Below are 21357 nucleotides of genomic sequence, written 5' to 3' on the forward strand. Positions count from 1 at the left end.
GGAGGAATCTATGACAAGCTCATGCGTGACTCGCGACGGATCCCAATGGATGCCGGAATATTTGAATTCGATCAACCCTGCGACCTGCATTGGCTGCGGTCGCTGCTTCAAGGTCTGCTCACGCGAGGTCATGCATCCCTACGGCATCGATGAAGCAGGCGACATGCTCGGTGCCTGCGATGGCGAGGACGACTTTAATGGTGAACTCAGTCGGGTCATCATGGTCATTGATTATCCCGGCCGCTGTATCGGCTGCGGAGCGTGCGCCCGCGTCTGTCCAAAGAACTGCCAGACTCATATCGCCGTTGATCATCTTTCACCGCACGAATCTTGAATTCCGTTCCGAGCGCTAGAAGCCGCCGGCACCGTCCAAATTGCGAGACTATCGCATCGGTTCGAAGACGTGGAGAAGGCCGCATGGCAGCTTCCTGAAAGCAAATCCGGCTGGCGACGCGAAGACCTTTCTAGGCGTCCAATCTGCCATTCGGAGGCAATTATTGCAGGAAACACCAGGTCGAAAGTCCAACGATCTGAAGAGAGGAGGCATTGAACTGTGCATCAAGCCGCGACGACAGACTTCCAGTTACATCCTTGGGCGGCCGAAGCGAGCTTCGAATATTGAAAGCAAGATCCAACCACGAGCGTCTAAATGAGGTACTCATGAGACCATTAGATATTTCTATCGTTGGAGCAACCGGGGCGGTCGGAACGGCCCTGATCAAGTTATTGGAAAAAAGTGAGATTAAGGTCAATCGACTGCGGATGTTCGCCTCCAGTTCGGGTGCGCGCCAATTCAAGTTTCGAGACCAAACATACCAGGTTGAGGCACTCCGCGACATTAGCGATATCGGTGATACCAAAACCGACATTGCATTCTTCTCTGCAGGCGGCGACGTAAGCGGCGAATGGATACCTCGGTTCGCATCCCAAGGAGCCTTGGTGATTGATAACTCGAATGCCTTTCGAATGAGGCCTGACGTACCCCTCATCGTACCACAAGTTAACGCGTGTTCACTTACGGTTCGTCCACCGTCTGGAATAGTAGCAAATCCAAATTGCTCCACGATACAGCTGGTTCGGGCACTGCGACCGTTGATAGCGACGTTCGGCATTAGCCAGGTTCTTTTGACCACCTTTCAAGCCGCCTCAGGAGTTGGCCTGCGCGGGATTAAGGAGCTGGAAGACGGTGTCAAAGCCTGGCTCGAGGGGAGCACCGGACCCGCTGCGGAGAGCTTCCCTGTCCCTCTTGCATTCAACGTCATACCGCAGATCGGACAGATTTCCCGCGAAGGCGTGGCTCTTGAGGAACGCAAGCTGGTTCAAGAGTCACGGAAGATCTTCGGTATGCCTCATCTGCAGTTAGCCGCCACCTGCGTCAGAGTGCCGGTAAAGACGGGTCATTCCGAGGCGGTATACGTCGAGTTTGACGAACATGTTCGACTAGAACAGGTCCATGAGCTCCTGGCAAATGAACCAGGTGTTCGACTTTATGCTGACGGATATCCAACGCCGCGCTATCTGGGAGATCCTGCAGATGTTCACGTCGGACGGGTCCGAGTTAATCCAGAGAACCCGCGCGGGCTGTGGATGTGGGTTGTAGCCGACAACGTTCAGGTTGGGGCCGCACTCAACGCACTCCTCATCGCACAGCTTGCGATCGCCAAAAATTTGATCGGTGAATCATGAAGACGACTATTGTCAAATTCGGGGGCTCGAGTTTTCGAGACCCTTGCCATTATGCCCGAGTTGCTCGGTATTTAGCTGAGCTGCGAGCTGAAGGAGGAAGCAAGATAGTTGCCGTGGTCAGCGCAATGTCTGGAATGACCGACGAGCTGAAATCAACCGTGCTTGGCGTCAATAGGGAAGCAACGCCATCGAATCTCGATGCGACGCTTGCTATCGGCGAGATGCTGAGTGCGTGCCTGTTGGAAGCTGCGGTCAGTCGCCTTGGGATTCCCGTAACGTCGTTGAACGGCTATGTCCTAGGGATACACACAAATTCGGACTTCGGTCGCGCCTCAGTTGAAAGCGTCGATCCTCAGCCAATCAGGGCTGCACTTCAGGAGCATGACATTGTCGTTGTCGCGGGTGGTCAGGCAGTTGATCAGTCGGGCAGACTAACGTTTCTCGGCAGAAACAGCTCCGATCTGACAGCGGTCGTGATCGCGGCTATGTTGGGAGGGCAAGTGTGCGAAATATATTCAGATGTTAAGGGCGTCTACACGGCAGATCCTCATCTTGTACCAGGGGCACGATTCATCCCGAAGATTGGGTATGGGACAATCGCGCAGATGTCGCGACAGGGCGCAAAGGTGCTGCACCACAGGGCAGTGGATTATGCTAATAAGCACGCAGTCACCATAGTGTGCAAAGCACTGACTGATAACGGAGCGGCGACGGGCACGATCATCACAGGCCACGGATACTCCGCTTCCGTGACACTAGCACGCGACACAGCAGTATTAGCTGTCGCGAGTGTTGCAGAACGCGATGCTCTCTGTGTCTTTCTTGATCAACACGATATTAGCTCGATATGCTTTGAAGAGGACGGCAGGCCCTGCCTTTGCATCATAACCGACATCGATTTCGCGATGCGCCTCGTCGAAACGGCAGGCACGCGCGCCGTCGCCATCGGATCAAAGGTCGTGGTGACCGAGCTTAATGGCGCGATGTCGCGCGTCCACCTTCACGTTGACTACGAGAGCGCCATGGCACATGCGCAAAACATCCACGAACAAATGCATCCTGCAGCCATTGGCGATCTTGTGATAGAGAACGACTAAACAGCGCCACAAGCGACGCCCGAATGGAGGCGGCGGCGAAATCGCTTGATCTGGCCATCGGCCCAGGGACGCGTCGACTTGGTAGCCATTTGATCGCTGGCGGCGATCGCCTGTTCCACCGCTCTGATAACCCGGCACATCGTCGAGTTCAACATGCAGTCTTCATCGCACGGACAGGGCGCGGACAGACCCGACCGGTGAATACGGATAGGGTTGTAGGTTCCGGATCGGCGCTTTCCCGTTATTGAAGACGAGGCAGCCCAATGCGGCTGAAGTTGATAGCCTTCGACTCCGGTGCGCCAGCATATCGTTGTCTGACTCAGGCTCGATCATGAAGTGCTTGCTGGTCGCCAGAACCCATCGCAAGGTATTGAGCTCGCATTCGCGGTCATTGATGCGGCTGGCGGCAGTCCGCGCCGCGGTGGCATATGACTAGCGCCTCCATTTGATGGCATTGCGTTTGGTCTTCGGCGCACCTTCCAGCCGCCGGACGACTCGCGCAGCCCTGTACGACGAGAGGAGAACGCTCCCTGCGGAACGCTCTGATCGAATCGGAGACTTCCACCTATCTTGGCGAACCAGGTGTTGGACGGTCCCCTTTTTGACCAGACAACCAACATAGAGAGGAACAATAATGCCGCTCACCCGTAGCGGCGTTTCTGACACGATCGAGCGAAGCGCGCAGCTTGCTTCCAATCGGCTCGTGTTTCATTGATTATACGCCGGGCTTGCACGCCGTCGACAAGTTGCCGCTCGAAACATGTATCCCAGCCGATGTTAGCAACGATTTCCTAAGCCCTCCTTCTGGACATCTCACCTCAAGGGTGCAGCGCCCTAAATTCGGCGTTTCCTACGGCATGTCGGCCAAAAACATAATTTTTCTTCCGGCCACCTTCCTCAGGTTGATCCTATAGCGCGTCAGCAAACTCTGACATTGTTTGATGGGCTGCATCTGTCGTCGTGCGCTCGTCTATAACACCTGGCCCATAACGCGTTCCGCCAATCCGGGAGAACTGATCCACCACAAAAACGTGATCTAACACACCCAGCGTGATGTCAGGACAGTTGCAATGTGCCGAACGACTAAACGACCCATTGTATTATAATCGTAGCGCAGTCCCGTCTTCCCGACCTCTCGTTGACGCAGATCAAGGCGCAATTCGCGGCTTCATGACAGTCCTGGCGAGAAAGACGGCCGCGACGCGGTCGTCGGCGTACTGGGGACGACATCATGAATTACACAACGGAAACGATGGTGATCGCGGTCGCGGCGTTTCTAGCGCTGCTACTAGCCGCATTCGCGCATGATCATCTCTTTGCGGTTCATATGGGCATACTTTGCCTCTGCCTCGTTATGGGGGCTGTGCTGATGGTCAGCAAGGTTGAATTTTCGCCGGCAGGCCAACAGCGTAACGCCGATAAGTCCGGCTACTTCGACGAGGTGATACGGTATGGCTTGATCGCCACGGTATTCTGGGGCGTGGTCGGCTTCCTGGTTGGCGTGATCATCGCGCTGCAACTTGCCTATCCCGACCTCAACATCGCCCCTTATCTCAATTTCGGGAGGCTGCGGCCCGTTCATACGTCGGCGGTTATCTTCGCCTTTGGCGGCAATGCGCTCATCATGACGTCGTTCTACGTGGTGCAACGCACCTGTCGCGCACGTCTTTTCGGCGGTAGCCTGGCTTGGTACGTATTCTGGGGCTACCAGCTTTTTATTGTGATGGCTGCGACCGGATACGTTCTCGGAATCACCCAAGGCCGTGAATATGCCGAACCTGAGTGGTACGTCGACCTCTGGCTGACCATCGTTTGGGTGGCCTACCTAGCAGTGTATTTTGGGACGATCCTGAAGCGCAAAGAGCCGCACATTTATGTAGCAAACTGGTTCTACCTTGCCTTCATCATCACCATCGCCATGCTGCACGTGGTCAACAACCTGGCGGTTCCCACCTCGTTCCTTGGCTCCAAGAGCTATTCTGTCTCCTCGGGTGTCCAGGACGCGCTGACCCAATGGTGGTACGGCCACAACGCCGTCGGCTTTTTCCTCACCGCCGGCTTCCTGGGCATGATGTACTATTTCGTGCCGAAGCAGGCCAACCGACCCGTCTATTCATACCGGCTTTCGATCATCCACTTCTGGGCGCTGATCTTCATGTACATCTGGGCCGGCCCGCATCATCTGCACTACACGGCACTGCCCGACTGGGCCCAAACGCTCGGCATGGTTTTCTCGATCATGCTCTGGATGCCCTCCTGGGGCGGCATGATCAACGGTCTCATGACCCTTTCAGGCGCCTGGGACAAGATCCGCACCGATCCGATCATCCGTATGATGATCGTCGCCATCGCCTTTTACGGGATGTCGACCTTCGAAGGCCCGATGATGTCGGTGAAAACCGTCAATTCGCTCAGCCACTATACCGAATGGACGATCGGCCACGTGCATTCCGGCGCCCTCGGCTGGGTGGGTATGATCACCTTCGGGGCGATCTACTATCTGACGCCGAAGCTATGGGGACGCGAGCGTCTCTACAGCCTGCGGATGGTCAACTGGCACTTCTGGCTCGCAACCCTCGGGATCGTCGTCTACGCCGCCGTGCTTTGGGTTGCCGGCATCCAGCAGGGGCTGATGTGGCGCGAGTACAATTCTCAGGGCTTCCTCGTCTATTCCTTCGCGGAGACAGTCGCGGCGATGTTCCCCTACTACGTGCTGCGCGCGGTCGGCGGAACGCTTTACCTGGCAGGCGGTCTCGTCATGGCCTGGAACGTGTTCATGACGATCCGCGGCCACCTGCGCGACGAAGCTGCAATCCCAACCACTTTCGTGCCCCAACCACAGCCTGCCGAATGAGGTGAGACATGGCATCGATACTAGATAAACATCAGATCCTCGAGAAGAACGCGACGCTTCTTCTCGTCGGCTCGCTGCTCGTCGTGAGCATCGGCGGCATCGTCGAAATCGCACCGCTGTTCTACCTGCAGAATACGATTGAAAAGGTGGAAGGCATGCGGCCGTATACGCCGCTCGAATTGGCCGGCCGGAACATCTACATCCGCGAAGGCTGCTACCTCTGCCACAGCCAGATGATCAGGCCGTTCCGCGACGAGGTCGAACGTTACGGCCATTATTCGCTCGCGGCCGAGTCCATGTACGATCATCCTTTCCAATGGGGATCCAAGCGAACCGGGCCGGATCTGGCGCGTGTCGGTGCACGTTACTCCAACGAATGGCATGTCCAGCATCTCGCGGATCCACGGGCGGTCGTGCCGGAGTCGATCATGCCGAGTTACGCCTTCCTCAAAGAGCAGAGGGTGACGGTCAAGGACGTGGGAATGGACCTAAAGGCCAACGAGGACGTGGGCGTGCCTTACAACGACGACATGCTGGCGAATGCGGAGGCCGACATGAAGGCCCAAGCCGATCCGAACGCAGATACGACGACCCTGCTTGCCCGCTATCCGAAGGCGAAGACCGGCGATTTCGACGGCGATCCTGCTGCGCTGACCGAAATGGATGCCCTGGTGTCCTACCTGCAGATGCTCGGAACGTTGGTCGATTTCTCGACCTACGACGACGCGACCGGCTACCGATGAGGTGATCCATGGAAACCTACACTGCAATGAGACACTTCGCTGACAGCTGGGGCCTTTTGGCAATGGCGGCATTCTTCGTCGGCGCGGTTGTGTTCACCCTTCGCCCAGGCAGCAAGCAAACGGCGAAAGAAGCCGCCGATATTCCCTTGAAGGACGATTGAGATGTCGGAAAAACATATCGATGAATTTAGCGGCGTCGAAACGACCGGACATGAATGGGACGGCATCCGCGAACTCAACAATCCGATGCCCCGCTGGTGGGTGTGGACCTTCTACGCCACCATCGTCTGGGCCTTGGGTTATGCGATCGCATATCCCGCGATCCCGATGGTTACCGACGCCACCAAGGGCATGCTGGGTTTCTCCAGCCGCGCCGAGTTGCAGCAGAACCTGGATCAGGCCAAAGCATCGCAGACGACGCTGCGTGATCTGATCGCCGCCAAGACGGTGCACGAGATCGATTCCGATTCTGCTCTTCGCGAATTCGCGGTCGCCGGCGGCGCATCTGCATTCAAGGTGAACTGCGCGCCGTGCCATGGCTCGGGAGCAAGCGGCGGCCCGGGATTTCCGAACCTCAACGACGACGATTGGCTGTGGGGTGGAGACCTGGATGCCATCCAGGCGACGATCGCGCATGGAATTCGCTTCAACGAGGATACGGACACTCATGCTTCCGAGATGCCGCCCTTTGCCGATGTTCTGGATCCCCTCCAGACAAGGCAGGTCGCGGCTTACGTCTGGGGACTGACCAATACACCGTCGGACCCCGGCCTCGCAGAGGCCGGAAAACAGGTCTTCGTCGATAACTGTGCCGCATGTCACGGCGACGACGCCAAAGGAAAAGCCGAAATGGGCGCGCCAGATCTCGCCGATGCGATCTGGCTGAAGGCACGTGGCGAGGATGCGATCATCCGTCAGGTGGCCGCTCCCAAGCATGGCGTCATGCCTGCCTGGGCAGGGCGTCTCGGCGATACGACCGTCAAGGAACTTACCATTTTCGTGCATTCGCTTGGCGGCGGGACGTGAGGAAAAAAACCATGACAGCTCACGGCGACAACCAAATCTTCGATCTCTATGGCACGACGCGGCAAGGCCACGCCGCCACCTTCCAATCAGGACGACCTAGCAAAGAGCGGCAGGTCGATCATCAGTTGGACCTGCCTCAAAGACCACGAGCAGACAAGCCGGTTGCAATAGCCTTGTCGAGGACGTTCCAGCGTGGTTGCTTGTTCCCCCGCAGCCCCCCAAAGCCACGCCCTCTCTCCATGGCGTTTTCCTTTCGCGGGAAGGCCTTGTCTCTTGATCTGCATCAAGGGCAGATGCGCAGCAGATGGGACAACGGCAGATGAAGTCCGATAGGCCCCATGAACCTCCGCACCGCCCCAGATCCCGATACATCAAAAGGCTCAGTGGCGAGCCAGTCAACGCCCGTCGCAACCGGCAGCCTCTCTACGCTCCTCGGAAGAAGGTCTTTCCCAAGCGTGCAGAGGGACGATTCCGTCGGTTCAAGTGGATCGTCATGCTGGTTACGCTCTGCATCTACTATCTCGCGCCATGGATTCGCTGGGATCGCGGGCCTTACGCGCCTGACCAGGCAATCCTCATCGACCTTTCCTCACGGCGCTTCTTCTTTTTCTTCATTGAAATCTGGCCTCAGGAATTTTACTATGTAGCGGGTCTCCTCGTCATGGCAGGCCTCGGCCTGTTTCTCGTCACTTCCGCCGTTGGCCGCGCCTGGTGCGGCTACGCTTGTCCGCAGACCGTCTGGGTTGATCTTTTTCTCGTCGTCGAACGTGCACTCGAAGGCGATCGAAACGCGCGAATGAAGCTCGACGCTAGGCCAATGAGCTTTGCCAAGCTGAGGAAGCGTGTCGTCAAGCATTCGATCTGGCTGCTGATAGGCGTAGTCACGGGATTAGCGTGGATCTTTTATTTTGCCGACGCGCCGAGCCTGCTTGTTTCGCTGTTCACCGGCCACGCTCCTGCAGCCGCCTACACGACCGTCGCCATCCTTACTGCAACCACCTATGTGCTCGGCGGTCTCATGCGAGAGCAGGTGTGCACCTATATGTGCCCTTGGCCACGCATCCAGGGTGCGATGCTCGACGAAAATTCTCTCGTCGTCACCTACAATGCCTGGAGGGGCGAGCAGCGGTCGCGGTACCCCAAGAGCGCTCGAGCCAGGGGCATCCCGGTTGGGGATTGCGTCGATTGCAATGCCTGCGTGGCGGTGTGTCCGATGGGAATTGACATTCGCAACGGGCAGCAGATGGAGTGCATCACATGCGCGCTTTGCATCGACGCCTGCGACGGTCGTATGGACAAGCGCGGGAAGCCTCGCGGCCTGATCGCCTACGCCACGCTGAGCGAATACTCGAGCAACATGTCGCTTGCCACCAGGGTAGGGCGAACAGCCGTTCAGCCGTCAAGGGTTCGAAACGATGATGGGACTTTCGTTCCGGCGATCCGGCACTTCAACTGGCGCATCATCTTTCGTCCGAGAATCGTTCTTTACGCACTCTCCTGGGCGGCAGTCGGCGTGGCCATGCTCGTCCATCTCACCTTTCGGGAGCGCCTTGAACTCAACGTCGTTCACGACCGAAACCCCCAGTATGTTCTGGAAAGCGACGGCTCGCTGCGGAATGGTTACACGCTTCGTATCCTGAACATGGTGCCGAAGCCGAGGGATGTGAACATAAGCCTGGTCGGGCTGGAGGGGGCGACGATGCGTATTCCCGAGGTAGGCAATGAAGACGCCCGCAGCTTTACAGTTCATGCCGAGCCCGACGCGGCCACGACGCTGAAGATCTTCGTTACGCGCAAGCCTACCGGAGCCCCGATCAATGAATTTCTGTTCGTTATCGAAGATATCGATCATGCCGATCGGGCAACCTACCGCGCGGCGTTCAATGCACCGGGAGACATCAAATGAAGACCTCTGCTCAAGGTTTTACAGGCCTGCACATGCTGCTTTCGACCTCGGCATTCTTTGGCGTGGTGATCGCGGTGAACGTCACCATGGCCTTCTATGCCTCTTCCAGCTGGAGCGGTCTGGTCGTGGAAAACACCTATGTCGCCAGTCAGGAGTTCAACCGCAAAGCGGCGGCGATGAAGGCAATGGCCGCTTCCGACATCGAGGGCAACCTCTCCATAAAGGGGCACGAGATCCGCTACGATATTCACGACAAGAGCGGATCGCCTGCGATCGTCGACGACGTCATTCTGAATTTCAAACGTCCGGTCGGAGACCACGAAGACTTCCTCCTTACGCTCAGGAAGAGAGCGGCGGGGCGGTTCGAAGCGGAGCATGATCTAGCCGACGGTGACTGGATCGTCGAGGCCATCTCGCGAAACGGCGGCGTGGTCGTCATGCATGAGGCAAAACGCATCGATACCGCGGAGTTAGGCCAGTGAGCTGCTGTACCATGGACGCGGAAAGCGTGCTTGCCCTCAGCACGACATCATTCAGTGCCGAAGAGGTTCGCCTTGCCAGCCAGCCGCTCGGCGAAGGATTGCGCCAGCTGGACCTGAGCGTTCCCGACGCCCACTGCGGTGGCTGCATTTCGACCATCGAAAGGGCGTTGTTGGCGCTTCCCTTCGTCAAGACAGCACGAGTCAATCTCACGGCGCGAAGGGTGAGCTGCGTCTACCAGGAGGAGATCGAGACGGGCGCAACCGATCCGTCCAAGATCCTCGCAGCGATCAACTCGGCCGGATATCGCGCGCATGTCTTCACGCCCTCAGCTCCCGAGAACGACAAGACCAGAAATCAACTTCTCCTCGCGATCGGCGTGTCCGGTTTTGCGGCCGCCAACATCATGTTGCTCTCGGTATCGGTCTGGTCGGGCGCAGATGCTGCGACGCGCGACATGTTTCATTGGATCTCGGCGATGATAGCAGCGCCCGCGCTGGTTTATGCGGGGCGCTTCTTCTTCAAATCGGCCTCGAATGCGCTGCGGCATGGGCGCACCAACATGGACGTTCCGATTTCGCTCGCCGTGACGCTCTCCTATGCCGTTTCATTGTGGGAGACCGTCCATCACGGCGAGCATGCGTGGTTCGACGCTTCGGTCTCGCTGCTCTTCTTCCTGCTGATCGGCAGAACCCTCGATCATGTCATGCGGGAAAAGGCTCGGGCGGCGATCAACGGACTCGCTAGACTGGCCCCGCGCGGAGCATTGCTGATCAATCCGGACGGGTCGCGACGCTACATTGCGGTAGATGAGATCGCGGCGGGGGATGAAATCTCGATAGCCGCAGGCGAACGGGTTCCCGTCGATGGCATCGTCGTCAGCGGAGAGAGCGACCTGGACCTCTCCATCGTCACCGGCGAGAGCAGCCCCGTCGCCGTCGCCAGCAACAGCGAAGTGAGTTCCGGGGCGATGAATCTGACCGGCTCCCTCGTGTTGCGGGCGACGAGAATTGCCAAGAATTCGCTTCTCTCGGAGATCATCGGCCTCATGGAAGCCGCCGAGGGCGGAAGAGCTCGCTATCGCAGGATCGCCGATCGCGCTGCGACACTCTATTCCCCGGTCGTGCATCTGCTGGCGCTGGTCTCCTTCCTTGCCTGGGGCCTCCTGGGCGGAGATTGGAAACAGGCCATGCTGGTCGCCGTAGCGGTGCTGATCATCACCTGCCCATGTGCGTTGGGTCTTGCCGTGCCCGTGGTCCAGGTTGTCGCTGCGGGGGAGCTTTTCCGGAAAGGCATCATGGTGAAGGACGGTTCAGCACTCGAAAGACTGGCCGAGACCGACACCGTGGCCTTTGACAAGACGGGCACCTTGACGATCGGCAGTTCGCGCCTTGTCAGAGTGGACGCCATGGACGAGAGCGCCACCGTGATCGCTCGTGGATTGGCAGCGCATTCACGGCATCCTCTTTCTCGGGCCCTGGTACGGGATACCGAAACCGACCTCATGTTCTTCGACCTCGTCACGGAAATCCCCGGCGGGGGACTGGAAGCCAGGAACGGAGCAGATGTCTATCGATTGGGCAACGCGGCGTTTGCCTGCGGAACCAGCGTCGTGCCCCGCACCGCCGACAGTCCGTTCTCGGAAGTGGTCCTGTCGAAGAATGGCGTCGATCTTGCCCGCTTCTTCTTCGATGACACGCTTCGTCCGGGTGCTTGCGAGGCCATCGACCGGCTCGATGCAGCCGGCCTTGAAACGCTGATCGTGTCCGGAGACAGGCAAACCGTCGTCGACAATACGGCACATGCCCTAGGTATCGACAGGGCTTTGGGCTCTCTGACGCCGAAACAGAAGGTCGAGGAATGCCAGAGGCTGAATGGCGAAGGTCGTCGCGTGCTCATGGTCGGCGACGGGATCAACGACGCCCCGGCGCTTGCTGCCGCGCATGTCTCGATGGCGCCGGCCACAGCCTCCGATATCGGCAGACAGGCGGCCGACCTGGTTTTCTTCAACGATCACCTTGACGCTGTTCCGGAAGCGATCGCCATTGCGAGAAGATCTGCCACGCTGATCCGGCAGAACTTTGTTCTGGCGATTGGTTATAATGCGCTGGCGGTGCCGATCGCCATCGCCGGATTGGCGACGCCGCTGATAGCGGCGGTGGCAATGTCGACATCTTCGATCATCGTCGTGACGAACGCACTGCGCCTGAACGCCTTCAGCAAGCGTCCGGATATGCACATTCGAGGGCGGATCGGCAGGATCGCGGAGGTCAAAGCCGCATGAACATGTTGATCTATCTCATAACGATCGCGCTGCTGATGGGAGGAATAGGACTCCTGGCATTCCTTTGGTCGCTGAAGAGCGGCCAGTACGACGACCTTGAAGGCGCCGCCTGGCGAATCCTCGCCCAGGACGAAACCGATCAACGAAAACCCTGACCAAACACTGGGTCCAAAAAGGAAATGTAGATACAGAATTGCGACAATCTGCACTGTCGTCGTTTGTCGGCTCCGCGACAAATTCCCTTTCCTAACCGAGTTCACGGCTCGCCAAAATAACTAAAACTTAGGAATATTCTTTTCGGGATTCACTCGATGATTTGGAGGGCTTTCTTGAAAGCTACTAAGCGACGGGGCGCCCAAGTTGCCCCAATTTGGTTCATGATGCCAAGCACGTGCCACCTGACGGCATCGATCTCGTGCCCTGAGGTCATGATCGGGCATTGATCCGAGAATTAAGTGGACTTTATCATGAAACCTTCCGCCAATCTTATCCAGCGCCAGACCCAGTCCCTGGTGATGTCACCGCAACAGATGCAATCCATCCGGTTGCTGCAAATGAATCATTTCGAACTCAGCCAGTTTATCGCTCAAGAAGTGGAACAGAATCCGCTGCTCGAATTTCAGGACGACAACGTGGCGGATGGCGAATGCGGCGGAACCCAAGATGGTGAGTATGCTCATCAATCGGAGGATGCTGGCGGGGACGATGGTTATGACAATCGTGACCAGGCGCTCTCCACCGACTGGTGCGACAATGGCGGCAGCGCCAGCACCAGCCGACTGAACGACGAGCTCGACGCCAACTACACCGATGTCTTTCCTGACGACGCGGCCCCGCAGCGCCTCGACGCGCCGGAGCTCGTCAGCCAGTGGAAGTCGATGCCGGGCAGCGGCGATGGCGTCGACTACGATATCGACGATTTCGTCGCCGGCCAGGTGTCGCTGCGCGATCACCTCGCCCAGCAGATCCCCTTCGTCCTGCCTGACATGGCCGACCGGCTGATCGCGCAGACTTTCGTCGACCAGCTCGACGAGCGAGGTCATCTGCAGGCCGATATTGTCGAGGCAAGCGAGAGGCTGGGCACGAGCCTCGCACAGGCCGAGCGCGTGCTTGCCACCCTGCAGAGCCTTGATCCGCCAGGTGTTTTCGCCCGTAGCCTCGCCGAATGCCTGGCGATCCAGCTCAGGCAGAAGGACCGGTACGACCCGGCCATGCAGGCTCTGGTCGAAAACCTCGAGCTGCTCGCCCGGCGCGACTTTGCGACGCTGAAGCGGCTCTGCGGCGTCGACGAAGAAGATCTTCTCGACATGCACGGCGAGATCCGTCAGCTCAATCCCAAGCCCGGCAGCGATTTCGAGGCAGCTGTTTCCGAAGCGATCATACCCGATGTGGTCGTCAGAGCCTCCTCGGATGGCGGCTGGCTGGTCGAGCTCAATCCGGATGCAATGCCGCGCCCGCTGGTCAACAAGTCCTATTCTTCCCTGGTGAAAAAGAACGACGAAGCTCGCGCCTTCCTTGCCGGTTGCCAGGAGAAGGTCAGTTGGCTGAAGCGCAGCCTCGACGAGCGGGAAAAAACCATCATGAAGGTGGTAATCGAAATCGTCCGCCAGCAGGACGCCTTCCTGTTGCACGGCGTCGACTACCTGCGCCCGCTGAACCAGAAGACGGTCGCCGAGGCGATCAAGATGGATGAATCCACCGTCAGCCGCGTCACGTCGAACAAATATATGCTGACGCCACGCGGCCTCTTTGAACTCAAATATTTCTTCACCGTCTCGATCAGCGCCGTCGCGGGCGGTGACAGCCATTCGGCCGAAGCCGTGCGTCACAAGATCCGTGCGCTGATCCTGCGGGAGAGCCCGGAGGCGGTGCTTTCCGATAACGATATCGTCGAGATGCTGAAGAAGGGCGGCGTCGATCTTGCCCGCCGCACGGTTGCGAAATACCGGCAAGAGATGAACATCGCCTCTTCGGTCCAGCGCCGCCGCGAGAAGCGGGCACTCGCCAAGGTCGCGGGCTTCTGAGGCTGTCTTCAACCCGGATCGAATTATCCTGCTCTAATCGGCGGCGCGGGTTTCCGTGTCCGGCTGCGCTCAGGTTACGATAGAACCAACCCTTGATCGAGGAGAAGGCATTGCCGGATATGCCTACCCGAGCCGGTTAGGCCGCGGCGTGGGCGATACCCTAATTGCGGAGGACTATGACCCAATTGCGCTCGATCTTTTTCGCTTTGCCGGACGATGAGCTTGCGCTGGCGCAGAAAGCCGGCCATTTTCTACGTCACGCATTCGGCTATTCGCCCGACACTTGCACAACCGTGATCGGGTTCGGCGCGTCAGCTATTGGTCGTCTATGCGATGGTTCGGCGCAAAACGAACTAACGCAATGTTTGTATAGCCGGAACATCGGATCAGGCCGTGTTGCCACGTCGAAGGGCTATCCTCTCACCAGCCAAGATCGGCTCGCAATCATCGAGCGGCGCCAACGGAACGATATCATAGCAGTTGCTTGTTTTCGATTCGACCCAGTGAGCCAATATTCAAAAAATATAGACCGGATGGACTGCAGTCGCTATCTGAAAGGCTTGCGACGCTGAAGACGTCGCCGCCGAATCAGACACCCGAGGCTTCATTAAGATGAAAAAAGTCCAACGCAGCTTTGCCGTCGAGTACAAATCAGGTCGCCGGAAACTCAATTTCAAACCGAACTCAATCTGGGGAGACACCGATCTCAAGTCCGTTGCTCAAGATCTTCAGAACGAGGCAATGCCATTTCTGTCATTAACTCCTCAGGCAAAAAGCAGCGAGATGCTTGTATCCGGAGAAGAACAGGCTGGGTCGTTATTGACACTGCCGATCGAGCAGGAGACAAATGCATCGGCTTTACAGGAGACCACAATGGCCGACGAAAACGATACGATGATCAATGCTGAACCGCCGGCCGCGATCGCGTCCGATGTATCGAAGAAAGTGCGCAAACCTCGCGCCAAGAAGGCAGTGCCTGAAACGGCCCCAGCCCCGGTTTCTGTGCAACCAGCATTGGCTTCGAATGCCACCGCCGGAAAGCAAAAGAGAGGACGCAAAGCAAAGTCTGACGAAGGTGCGACAAACGCCAGACGTGCGCCTATCAGGCGTGCTCCGAGGGCGGTTCAGGCAGCGACGGCACCGTCGGTAGCTGCAGTTGACGAGTTTTCGGATCTTCTGCAGCTGGAAGAGGAAAATCAAAGACTGCGGAAGCTGCTGGCCGAGAAGCTACGTGCTGAAAATGCCGATCTGCGAAAGAGGCTCAACCTCGGTTGATCGACAGCCGTCGATCAAGCGCTGGCCGCATTCTCATGCTTATTGATGCGAATAGTTTGGCGGCGGTTAGTCATGCCGGCAACGCTTTTGCACGTAGTTTGCGCACGGGGTAGAATTCGAGGTCGAATAAAATGGCGTCTCCATGGAAGCTTCTTGCCAGACTGGTGTCCCCGCAACGGCAGCAGAGGCAAGAACACGGCTCGACCGATGCCGTGAAGGACGTATTGGCCATTGCCAAGCCGGCAGCCAACAACCAGTTAGGCGCCGCAGACCGTCCGGCCGATGAAAAGTCAGTTCTCCAGGGTCATTCCGCGGCGGCGCCAGTCGACCCGGGTCGTGCCGAAGAGGCGGCAAGCGCTGTTAATGGTCCCGCAGATATCGAAGGCGCGGGACCGGAGGAAGGAGCTGATCCAGCTTTGTTCGATGAAGTCGACATAGCTGCGCATGCCGCGGGTGAAGGTCAAACGCGAAAGCGCAGCACGCGGGGCAAGAAGTCGAAAACTATTGCAGTCGTTCTCCCACGGTCCCCGAGCGTTTGCACTGCTTCTGACGATGCGGTCAATCTCAATGAAGAGATCAGGCTCCTCCGCCACCAACTCGAGAGCAAGCTTCGAATGCAAAATGCGCAACTGAAGCATATGCTGGAGCGTTTCGAGCACTGAACGTGTCCAAGTCCGATCCACCGGCCGCGGGTTTGAGCTGCGTGTCAACGCATTTTATGCTGAGGACGATAGCCGTACCGCACACGCTTCTCGCAGATCTCACGAAGACGACGTTCCAGACAGGCCTGATCGGCGCGGAAAGCCGGCATACTTCTTCTTCCATTTGAAGTAGGTCGCCTGATTTATGCCCGCTTGCGCCACTTCAGAACCGTCTTCGGATTGATCCCGTAGCTCCGGCTCAGCTCCGCGGCCGAAGCTTGCGATCGCTGTATTGCAGCTCGAATTGCGTGCGCGGTCGTGGCGCTGCCGTGACGTATTTGGCCGATAGTGCTTCCTTCCATTCGGCGGAAAAGATCGCACCATCAATTCCCGGGATCAAACACCTAGTACGGGAAAAATCGGTTCTCACGCAGCAGGTTGAGAAAATGCGCCAGCTCGGCCTTAACCGTTTCGGTGAGGAGGCGGACCGGGCCGATGGTGGATCCGAACGAGATCAGAGCTTTGAGGTGAATGGCAAGATCGCTGCTAGCCCGAACATTGGCTCTAACCGCCATGAGCTTTTTCGCAACCACCTCATTATCCAGGGTGAGGATCTCCTGATCTTGCGCAACCCGGCCGTCGTCCAGGATGCGAGAAGCGCGCCCGGAGAAGGACGCGACCAGGGGCGATGGGTACCCACGGTATGGGGATTGTCCAAATCTACCCGCTCGTAGCGCAGCCTTCATGACTTATCCGATTTGAAGCCTGTCGGAGCGCCTCTTCAACGCGGTAGTGATCGGGGCTGCTTCCGACAACGCATGTCGGAAGCCCTACAAACCCTGCGAATAGCGACAACAGCACATGTGCAATTTCAAAGGGTTATCGGCGCAACCTGACTGGCACGAGTAGTGCTCAGAGTAAGTCGGGTCGCTACTGACCTGTTCCGATTTTGGGAGATCAAGTGACTATGCACACTGTGCCTTTTATCAAACGGGTGCCGGACATTCAGGCGCCTGATCGTCGTTCCGGAAAGCGGACAATTGATGGACACCCGGCCCCGGTCGGATCCGCAATTGCAAAGATGCAGAACCTCCGGTGACTGACTTACAGGCGTCTCTTGCACGACCCGCGGCGTCCAACGCGGAGAAGCATAGGTGTTCATGACTAATGGGAATTCCAATGACCGCCATCTGCATCAAGGCTCGGGTGTCTTCCTGTCACGACGGAGACATCGCCATCCTCCCAAAAGAAGGACACTATCGCAATGGCCGCCCGCACCCGCAGAAGCCATTTTAGAAGACGAGATCACAAGCGTGGGTCCAACAGACGGAACATGCGCCGCGCTTCGAAATCGAAGCAACTCGGCCTGATACTTCACACGCTCATTCCTGGCGCACGAAGCGTCGGATAGCTATTGGTGGAGAATGAAAATGACCTCTTGTTTAGGCATAGACTCTCCAGCTCCGTCTATCAATGTGCAGCACTGGCTGCGAGGCGATCCGCTTTCCAACTTCCAGCTCGGCAAGATATACATCCCTGCGTTCGTTTCGACTACCTGCAGTGGTTGCGGGCCGGCGCTGGCCCGCCTGGCTCAGTTGCATGAGCAATACCGGGATATCGGAATTGAGGTCATCGGCATTGTAACGGCTGACGAGGCCCCAGCTGAGGTGGACGCATGGGTAACCAAATGGCTCCCGAATGCGAACATACGGATCGGGTTCGACCACTCAGGCGAAATGGATAAGGATTGGCTCAAAGCCAGCCTGACGTTCCACGTTCCAAAGGCGTTCATTGTCGACCGAGACGGTAGGATCGCCTTTATCGGCGATCTGGTTAAGCTCGAGGACGTTCTGCCAAAAGTGATTGACGGCAGCTGGCGCGCCAGCGCCGAAGCAAAAAATGCCGAAGAGGAGCGGATTGCTGAAGCCGAGATCCATGCTCCGCAGCGCGCGTTGCTTCGTCGAATCCGGGAGGCGACAGAGATTGAGGATTGGAAGACGGCGCTCTCTGCCATTGAAGAGGGCATCATCCTTTTCCCGGACAACATCAGGTTCCACCAGAAGCATGTCGAGATATTGATTGGAGTAATGCGCGACATGGAGGCGGGCTGGATCGCATTAGTCCAATTTGCTCGCACTGCAATTGAACGAAACTCTGAAGATTGGCTTCTCGCGGCGCTGCAAGACCTCTTCGGTCCAATCTACGATTACTCGGGCCTTCCATTGGCCGAACGTTCTTCGATGGCTAAGGAGCTCTCCGAACGAATCCTGAGACTGTATCCGCAGCACGATGCTCCTTTCCGCTATCATTCTTACCTGACAATTGCCTTTTACTACCATGAGAGCGGCGACGATGACCGCGCTGTCGATTTGATCGAGCAGGCTCTGAAGTTCGTGGACGGAGAGGCTCTCCCGGACGTCGAGAAGCACGAACGGATGGCACAATTGCTGCATACCTTGGCGGAGTATAAGGGTGAGCAGGTTTGTTATGGGGGGATTTGTGCAGCTCCGCGAAAGCAGTGTTGAAAATAGGAACCTGTTGGCGCTGCTCAGACAGCGTCGACAGGAATTCTAACGAACCATTGGAGCAAAAACGCATGTTTGATCCGGCCGGATCGCTCGCGTTTCGCACACATCCCACAACCGGCATCACGAGGGAAGACGGTCGATCTGTCAGTTTCTTCCGAAATCAGCGCAATGGAATGAAGCGTTCGCTGGGATACGGGAATTTGGATGCATTGACGGCGATCATCGGAGCTTTGCGCAATGTCAAACTGAGCGCTGATATCAAGGTCTACCCGAATCGCGAACCAACGCCAGGTCTGCTCGTGCTGCCGCTTGCCCGCGAATTTCACAAAGCTTCGCCGCTATGTGCGGGGATTACCGTTCGTCAGCGCATCGCCCGCGCGGACTCGCGTTGCAGCCTTTCCAACAGATGCAATGCTCGATCGGCTAAGCCCGTCGGAACAAAGATGTGGTCGTGGTGATACGCGGCCACCATGTTGCACGGTATCCCGGCTTCTGCGAGAGAGGCGGCGACGCCCGCCGTAAGGCCGACGCCATCGAGCGCAGAATTCACATTGAGGGTGATCTGGCGCATCGCAAGTGAAATTTCGAACCCCGCTTCGTGCGCCTCTCCTTTCTCAAGGATGACTGTCAAACCTTCTTTTTCGTGAAATGTCGCGATCGGATTCAGATTGTGGGCTTTGCTCCCTTCATTGGGAATCGAGCAGAATACATACTCGCCTTCTTTGAGCGAGGGCGTCATGTTCGACAGCATTTCGAATTTGTCTCGCAACACAATAGCCATTGCCAGCGGTCTCCTCTGCGTATCACAGGATGTCTTGGCCATGTCTAAGACGGGAACTGGGCGCGAACAAATGAGATTTCCTTAACTGGCATAAGGCAGATTGACGATGTTGGATCGTTTCAACTTAAGCGCAGTCCTTCGCAACGCAAGCCCTTGAGCGGGTGACCAAAGTACTTCGGGTTACGCCTTTGGCGGTCTCGCAGCATATTAGAGCGCTTGAGGAAAAGGTTGGCTGTCTTCATAGCCCGCGATCAACCGTGCCGGCCTACTCAATTGGAGTGAGGATATTCCGTTACGCCGCACGGTACTCCCACGACAACGCAGACTCCTTCCTAGAGGCCTCCCCATTCCCGAAGTAATAGCATGTCACCTCGTCTCGGGAGGCATTGATTTCTTGCTCGAGATAGTGGTTGAAGCGCGACCCGTGAGTTGCGGCACCAATCTTCCTGGAAGAGGTGCAGCGTGGAAGAAGCTGTTCAAAAAAGTCAGCGCGGCGCATCACATATTTTTTTTAGAATCCCTAGAGCGGATGCGGTCCTTCGGATCCTCGACGCGTCGAAATCCGCGTCATTTCCAGAGCTGTCACCTCTGCCACAGTCAGACCAGTGGTTTCTGCGACGTCGTCCAGCGAATAGCCGCGAGCCAGACGAGCTTCTGCAAGCAGAGCGCCAACGGACGGGGCAACTGGGAATTTCGCAATTTTCGAGACCATGTTCATGTCGTTTAAGGCTCCTTTTGGCGGCCGGAAAACGTGCATCCGTTTTCTAGTTCCACCGCTGCCGATCGCGTCCGGCAACGGACAGTTGCTTCGAAATCCGCGAGCGCTCTTTCTATCAGTTTGTGCGACGGAGTATAGGTCTAACGCGATGAAGGATGGACAACGCTTGCATGGCAAACAACGAGAGGTGACCAGCTCCGAACTGCGGCGCAAACTCGCGACGGCCGACAAACAGCTTCCTATCTGGCGGGAGCGTTCGCGGCGGTGGGAAGCTCGTAGGGAGTAATGCACTGATTGTTCCCAAGCGGGGAGTGATGGACAAACAATTCGGGCGTTGCCTCGGCGTGATTAGCTCGTGGGCCGCAGGTTCGGCCAGAGCTTGTAAAAAATCTCCCGGGCTCTGTTGATCGGCGTCGGGTTGAATAGATCGCCGGAGAACGGCGCGTCGAGGTCAAGCGCGGCCTGAGTTCAAGGACCCTTCATCGTCTTGGCACTCTAAGGGTTTAGTGAGACTTGGAGCGCCCAAAAAGAGGATGCAAGCAAACCTGCATTGTGTCGCATTCGCCCTTCAGCTCTTGATGACGGAGTCCTTGAGGCGTGACGAGCTGAAACGGAATGTAGCCCTTCTTTTCGACCTTTTCGCCCTTAGCAGGCTTGAGTGCGGTATCGACTGAGCCTTGCCCTGGCCGGCGCCATCCTGGAACACGGTAAGGTCGAGATCGCGCGCCTGCATGGCGGCAAGCACGTCCTGTGTGGCGTCGGCGCCGGCGCCGACGACGACCGTGGTCATATTCCTTGCCTCTTTGAAACGTCTGATCACGCCGTGTCTGCATGGCGGCAGACGGCTTTCGGGCGTGCCCGTCAAGCATGCGGTCGAGAACGGAGCAACTGATGGCGAGTTCGGTCTGCCGACCAGGCCGCGACCTGGCTCCCAGAGGCCGCCCTATGATGGCCTTGTATCGCCCGACTACCGTTTTCACCAGCAAGAGTTTGCCGTAGCGGTAGAGACCTGCCATTTCACCTAGGCGCCGTGAAGTGCGATATATGTAATAATATATGAATGACATACTTTATAACTCGAAGGTTTCTCAAAATAATAGGTAAAGTTCGCCAAACTGGAAATGATATACGATAATATATACTCAATACATCTGTTGCGTTGTTTATCGTTTTCATCGAGTGTCCCGTCATGGGGAGCTACGGTAGCACGGGAAATTCTTTCCCTATGAATGCTGAAACCTTTCCGGCGACAGCATCGTCTGGAGGCTTGCACAAGGAGCACATGACATGGATCATCAAAAGCAATCAGACAAG

General features: G+C 57.2%; 17 protein-coding genes and 4 pseudogenes. 16 read left to right on the forward strand and 5 right to left on the reverse strand.

Annotated elements, in window-relative coordinates; translation table 11 throughout:
- Positions 1-10 precede the first annotated feature (10 nt).
- The 15 genes and pseudogenes from fdxB (at position 11) to HJB83_RS29970 (ending at position 16037) form a co-directional block, all read left to right on the forward strand.
- Positions 11-334, forward strand: coding sequence for a ferredoxin III, nif-specific (gene fdxB, locus HJB83_RS29900; RefSeq protein WP_168301764.1), 324 nt, complete (start codon positions 11-13; stop codon positions 332-334).
- Between the two features lie 326 nt (positions 335-660).
- Positions 661-1686: an aspartate-semialdehyde dehydrogenase gene (locus tag HJB83_RS29905; protein WP_221159698.1), complete on the forward strand. Its 1026-nt coding sequence runs from the start codon at positions 661-663 to the stop codon at positions 1684-1686.
- Complete coding sequence (locus HJB83_RS29910) at positions 1683-2783, forward strand: uridylate kinase (protein ID WP_221140465.1); 1101 nt, start codon at positions 1683-1685, stop codon at positions 2781-2783. The genes HJB83_RS29905 and HJB83_RS29910 overlap by 4 nt, the downstream gene beginning before the upstream one ends.
- A gap of 1231 nt (positions 2784-4014) precedes the next feature.
- Positions 4015-5637: a cytochrome-c oxidase, cbb3-type subunit I gene (ccoN, locus tag HJB83_RS29915; RefSeq protein WP_221140467.1), complete on the forward strand. Its 1623-nt coding sequence runs from the start codon at positions 4015-4017 to the stop codon at positions 5635-5637.
- 8 nt (positions 5638-5645) lie between these two features.
- Positions 5646-6380, forward strand: a complete 735-nt coding sequence (gene ccoO / locus HJB83_RS29920; RefSeq protein ID WP_221140469.1) for a cytochrome-c oxidase, cbb3-type subunit II — start codon at positions 5646-5648, stop codon at positions 6378-6380.
- 8 nt (positions 6381-6388) lie between these two features.
- Positions 6389-6541 carry a CcoQ/FixQ family Cbb3-type cytochrome c oxidase assembly chaperone gene (locus HJB83_RS29925; RefSeq protein WP_003568501.1) on the forward strand — a complete coding sequence of 51 codons (153 nt, stop codon included), beginning with the start codon at positions 6389-6391 and terminating at the stop codon, positions 6539-6541.
- A gap of 1 nt (position 6542) precedes the next feature.
- Entirely contained in the window at positions 6543-7406 is an 864-nt protein-coding gene (ccoP, locus tag HJB83_RS29930) for a cytochrome-c oxidase, cbb3-type subunit III (RefSeq protein ID WP_221140471.1), read from the forward strand.
- Between the two features lie 338 nt (positions 7407-7744).
- A pseudogene (gene ccoG / locus HJB83_RS29935) lies at positions 7745-9312 on the forward strand (cytochrome c oxidase accessory protein CcoG).
- Entirely contained in the window at positions 9309-9794 is a 486-nt protein-coding gene (locus tag HJB83_RS29940) for a FixH family protein (RefSeq protein WP_221140476.1), read from the forward strand. The pseudogene ccoG and the gene HJB83_RS29940 overlap by 4 nt, the downstream one beginning before the upstream one ends.
- Positions 9791-12076, forward strand: a complete 2286-nt coding sequence (locus tag HJB83_RS29945; protein ID WP_221140478.1) for a cation-translocating P-type ATPase — start codon at positions 9791-9793, stop codon at positions 12074-12076. Before HJB83_RS29940 ends, HJB83_RS29945 begins: the two co-directional genes overlap by 4 nt.
- Complete coding sequence (gene ccoS / locus HJB83_RS29950; RefSeq protein ID WP_221140480.1) at positions 12073-12231, forward strand: cbb3-type cytochrome oxidase assembly protein CcoS; 159 nt, start codon at positions 12073-12075, stop codon at positions 12229-12231. Before HJB83_RS29945 ends, ccoS begins: the two co-directional genes overlap by 4 nt.
- A 312-nt stretch (positions 12232-12543) precedes the next feature.
- Positions 12544-14100 carry an RNA polymerase factor sigma-54 gene (gene rpoN, locus HJB83_RS29955; protein WP_221159700.1) on the forward strand — a complete coding sequence of 519 codons (1557 nt, stop codon included), beginning with the start codon at positions 12544-12546 and terminating at the stop codon, positions 14098-14100.
- 176 nt (positions 14101-14276) lie between these two features.
- Entirely contained in the window at positions 14277-14672 is a 396-nt protein-coding gene (locus HJB83_RS29960) for a hypothetical protein (protein ID WP_221140483.1), read from the forward strand.
- Positions 14673-14712: 40 nt separating this feature from the next.
- Positions 14713-15375, forward strand: a complete 663-nt coding sequence (locus HJB83_RS29965; RefSeq protein WP_168260073.1) for a transcriptional regulator — start codon at positions 14713-14715, stop codon at positions 15373-15375.
- 131 nt (positions 15376-15506) lie between these two features.
- Entirely contained in the window at positions 15507-16037 is a 531-nt protein-coding gene (locus HJB83_RS29970) for a hypothetical protein (protein WP_221159701.1), read from the forward strand.
- Between the two features lie 188 nt (positions 16038-16225).
- Here the strand turns inward: HJB83_RS29970 and HJB83_RS29975 are convergent.
- Positions 16226-16363, reverse strand: a pseudogene (locus HJB83_RS29975) (IS481 family transposase); the annotation flags it as partial.
- A gap of 57 nt (positions 16364-16420) precedes the next feature.
- Positions 16421-16762 (reverse strand): hypothetical protein, encoded by a 342-nt coding sequence (locus HJB83_RS29980; RefSeq protein ID WP_221140488.1) that lies wholly within the window; start codon positions 16760-16762, stop codon positions 16421-16423.
- Between the two features lie 684 nt (positions 16763-17446).
- On the opposite strand from HJB83_RS29980, the gene HJB83_RS29985 reads away from it, so the two are divergent.
- Entirely contained in the window at positions 17447-18541 is a 1095-nt protein-coding gene (locus HJB83_RS29985; RefSeq protein WP_221159702.1) for a TlpA disulfide reductase family protein, read from the forward strand.
- A gap of 364 nt (positions 18542-18905) precedes the next feature.
- Here the strand turns inward: HJB83_RS29985 and HJB83_RS29990 are convergent, their stop codons facing one another.
- The 3 genes and pseudogenes from HJB83_RS29990 to HJB83_RS30000 form a co-directional block, all read right to left on the reverse strand.
- Entirely contained in the window at positions 18906-19325 is a 420-nt protein-coding gene (locus HJB83_RS29990) for an ACT domain-containing protein (protein ID WP_168260224.1), read from the reverse strand.
- A 485-nt stretch (positions 19326-19810) separates the two neighbouring features.
- Positions 19811-20043, reverse strand: a pseudogene (locus HJB83_RS29995) (helix-turn-helix domain-containing protein).
- 581 nt (positions 20044-20624) lie between these two features.
- Positions 20625-20866 (reverse strand): annotated as a pseudogene (locus HJB83_RS30000) (rhizopine-binding protein); the annotation flags it as partial.
- Positions 20867-21357 lie beyond the last annotated feature (491 nt).

The organism is Rhizobium sp. NZLR11, assembly GCF_019685115.1.
GTDB lineage: Bacteria > Pseudomonadota > Alphaproteobacteria > Rhizobiales > Rhizobiaceae > Rhizobium.

Excerpts from the sequence above, each read along its gene's own strand:
- fdxB (WP_168301764.1), top strand. The coding sequence starts at position 11 with ATGACAAGCTCATGCGTGACTCGCGACGGATCCCAATGGATGCCGGAA.
- HJB83_RS29905 (WP_221159698.1), top strand. The coding sequence starts at position 661 with ATGAGACCATTAGATATTTCTATCGTTGGAGCAACCGGGGCGGTCGGA.
- HJB83_RS29910 (WP_221140465.1), top strand. The coding sequence starts at position 1,683 with ATGAAGACGACTATTGTCAAATTCGGGGGCTCGAGTTTTCGAGACCCT.
- ccoN (WP_221140467.1), top strand. The coding sequence starts at position 4,015 with ATGAATTACACAACGGAAACGATGGTGATCGCGGTCGCGGCGTTTCTA.
- ccoO (WP_221140469.1), top strand. The coding sequence starts at position 5,646 with ATGGCATCGATACTAGATAAACATCAGATCCTCGAGAAGAACGCGACG.
- HJB83_RS29925 (WP_003568501.1), top strand. The coding sequence starts at position 6,389 with ATGGAAACCTACACTGCAATGAGACACTTCGCTGACAGCTGGGGCCTT.
- ccoP (WP_221140471.1), top strand. The coding sequence starts at position 6,543 with ATGTCGGAAAAACATATCGATGAATTTAGCGGCGTCGAAACGACCGGA.
- HJB83_RS29940 (WP_221140476.1), top strand. The coding sequence starts at position 9,309 with ATGAAGACCTCTGCTCAAGGTTTTACAGGCCTGCACATGCTGCTTTCG.
- ccoS (WP_221140480.1), top strand. The coding sequence starts at position 12,073 with ATGAACATGTTGATCTATCTCATAACGATCGCGCTGCTGATGGGAGGA.
- rpoN (WP_221159700.1), top strand. The coding sequence starts at position 12,544 with ATGAAACCTTCCGCCAATCTTATCCAGCGCCAGACCCAGTCCCTGGTG.
- HJB83_RS29960 (WP_221140483.1), top strand. The coding sequence starts at position 14,277 with ATGACCCAATTGCGCTCGATCTTTTTCGCTTTGCCGGACGATGAGCTT.
- HJB83_RS29965 (WP_168260073.1), top strand. The coding sequence starts at position 14,713 with ATGAAAAAAGTCCAACGCAGCTTTGCCGTCGAGTACAAATCAGGTCGC.
- HJB83_RS29970 (WP_221159701.1), top strand. The coding sequence starts at position 15,507 with ATGGCGTCTCCATGGAAGCTTCTTGCCAGACTGGTGTCCCCGCAACGG.
- HJB83_RS29980 (WP_221140488.1), bottom strand. The coding sequence starts at position 16,762 with ATGAAGGCTGCGCTACGAGCGGGTAGATTTGGACAATCCCCATACCGT.
- HJB83_RS29985 (WP_221159702.1), top strand. The coding sequence starts at position 17,447 with ATGACCTCTTGTTTAGGCATAGACTCTCCAGCTCCGTCTATCAATGTG.
- HJB83_RS29990 (WP_168260224.1), bottom strand. The coding sequence starts at position 19,325 with ATGGCTATTGTGTTGCGAGACAAATTCGAAATGCTGTCGAACATGACG.